Annotated in this window: 2 protein-coding genes; one reads left to right on the top strand and one right to left on the bottom strand. The window is 31.4% G+C overall.

Annotation, left to right across the window (positions count from 1 at the left end; translation table 11 throughout):
- The first annotated feature begins 385 nt into the window (after positions 1–385).
- Positions 386–1435, top strand: coding sequence for a 23S rRNA (adenine(2503)-C(8))-methyltransferase Cfr (gene cfr / locus KA926_RS13590; protein WP_001010505.1), 1050 nt, complete (start codon positions 386–388; stop codon positions 1433–1435).
- Between the two features lie 747 nt (positions 1436–2182).
- Here cfr and KA926_RS13585 read toward each other — a convergent pair.
- A partial coding sequence (locus tag KA926_RS13585) for a MerR family transcriptional regulator (protein ID WP_204171401.1) occupies positions 2183–2666 on the bottom strand: 484 nt, incomplete at its 5' end.

The raw sequence follows: 2666 nt of genomic DNA, 5'->3' as shown, positions 1-2666 counted from the left end.
AATTATACGGACTTTATCGTTGCTAACTTTAATATTTACATTTGAATATTAAAATGTTACAGTACAGGCTAAGTATATTAATTAGTGAAAGGAGGTAATAGCTATTTTAGCTATTAAAGGGAATAGTCTGTCCTTTTTTAAACTAAACAATGATATAAAAACAGTTGCCGGAGCTTTGCCTCTACTATGGATAAGTTTAAAACAAGATCATCAACATACTTGTTTTATGTAGTGAAATATGCATATTTGTATGTTTTGACTTTCGGCACCGGTAATTTTTATCTGTGTTTTTTTTGTGTGCAAAAAGAAATTGATTCTTAGGGACTGCTACTCCTTTCCAATTATTCTAATTACCACTAGAGCAAATTGTGAAAGGATGAAAGAAATGAATTTTAATAATAAAACAAAGTATGGTAAAATACAGGAATTTTTAAGAAGTAATAATGAGCCTGATTATAGAATAAAACAAATAACCAATGCGATTTTTAAACAAAGAATTAGTCGATTTGAGGATATGAAGGTTCTTCCAAAATTACTTAGGGAGGATTTAATAAATAATTTTGGAGAAACAGTTTTGAATATCAAGCTCTTAGCAGAGCAAAATTCAGAGCAAGTTACGAAAGTGCTTTTTGAAGTATCAAAGAATGAGAGAGTAGAAACGGTAAACATGAAGTATAAAGCAGGTTGGGAGTCATTTTGTATATCATCACAATGCGGATGTAATTTTGGGTGTAAATTTTGTGCTACAGGCGACATTGGATTGAAAAAAAACCTAACTGTAGATGAGATAACAGATCAAGTTTTATACTTCCATTTATTAGGTCATCAAATTGATAGCATTTCTTTTATGGGAATGGGTGAAGCTCTAGCCAACCGTCAAGTATTTGATGCTCTTGATTCGTTTACGGATCCTAATTTATTTGCATTAAGTCCTCGTAGACTTTCTATATCAACGATTGGTATTATACCTAGTATCAAAAAAATAACCCAGGAATATCCTCAAGTAAATCTTACATTTTCATTACACTCACCTTATAGTGAGGAACGCAGCAAATTGATGCCAATAAATGATAGATACCCAATAGATGAGGTAATGAATATACTCGATGAACATATAAGATTAACTTCAAGGAAAGTATATATAGCTTATATCATGTTGCCTGGTGTAAATGATTCTCTTGAGCATGCAAACGAAGTTGTTAGCCTTCTTAAAAGTCGCTATAAATCAGGGAAGTTATATCATGTAAATTTGATACGATACAATCCTACAATAAGTGCACCTGAGATGTATGGAGAAGCAAACGAAGGGCAGGTAGAAGCCTTTTACAAAGTTTTGAAGTCTGCTGGTATCCATGTCACAATTAGAAGTCAATTTGGGATTGATATTGACGCTGCTTGTGGTCAATTATATGGTAATTATCAAAATAGCCAATAGTATTGAACAAGGTATATAGCTGATATAATAAGGTGAATTTTTAAATAATATTAATGCAATTAATATTATTTTGATAACTCAATTATGCTAGTATTTTCTTCAAATATGAATGGACTACTGGGTGGAAGATAATTAACTAATCTGTATTCTTCTAATTTGAAATGAATAAGTTTCAAAGTACTAAGATATAGGATTAGTCATCCATTTTTTTTAAATCAGTTTAACTAGATGTTTTGTTTGTCGAATGACAAAAAACTCTTATTTAGTATAAATGAATAGATAATCCTTCCAATAATAATTGGGAGGATTTTTTATTCTCCCTAAATACAAATGTAAGTTAATGAAATATATACTTGAAGATGTTTATGGCATTCTAAAAATGTAGTCTTTGGCAGTTAATTTATGTAGTCTCTCTAGAGAACAACTTGAAAGTATTCGGGAATGCGTTCAGCTTCATAAAACCCTCCTCAATTATATAATCTGAAACCCTCTTGCTAAGTTCTTCTTCAACTTTTTGAAAACCTTTTAATATCATTTGATTTCTCACTTTATTAGCGTTCGTAAAAGTACACTTTTATAGACAAAAAGGAAGAAGCTTTTTCTAGCTCCTTCCCTTCTGATAAGTGATCATAATTTAACTAAGCGTTCTATGAGTTTAGCTTCCGCATTGAAAAACCAGCTGCCAATTGTATCTTCTCCATTTTCATTCTTCAATTGCTATCTTTAGATAGGCAAAGGCGTAACTTTTCAGCAGTCTCTTTCTTGAATTAAATTTATATAGTTCATCAGTTCTGTTACCCCTTTAAATTGATTCATTAATTTGTTGTCCAAGTTCTTCAAAGCAAGCCGAAAGGAATGTTCAACTTTTTCATAGCTTGGTATGTCTATTTCATTTAACAGTTGTTTCATATTTTCAATATAATAAACAGTTTTTCTTAAACTGCTAATGACCAGTATTTTACGCAATTCGGATATAGAAAACATGCGGTAGCCGTTTTCTTTTTTTCTTTCCGAATGGACTAATCCTTCTGATTCCCAGTGGCGAATTGCCGAAGTGTTTACACCTGCCACTTCGGCAGCTTCTCCAATACTCATCCAGTCTTTTAACTTAATATTTTTATAGGTAGTAAAATCTGCTTTCTGAATCATAAGAAGTATTTCTTCTACTCTCTTTTTTTCTACTTGGATTTGATACTGTTGTTCATTTATTAGAGTCAAGTCCAGACTCCTG

The organism is Staphylococcus sp. GDY8P94P, from assembly GCF_017892255.1.
Taxonomy (GTDB): Bacteria; Bacillota; Bacilli; order Staphylococcales; family Staphylococcaceae; genus Staphylococcus; species Staphylococcus cohnii.
Note: the sequence above shows the minus strand (reverse complement) of the source record. Positions and strands in the feature narration are given on the sequence as shown.

Bases quoted from the DNA above. Each gene is read 5' to 3' on its own strand.
- cfr (WP_001010505.1), top strand. From the start codon at position 386: ATGAATTTTAATAATAAAACAAAGTATGGTAAAATACAGGAATTTTTA.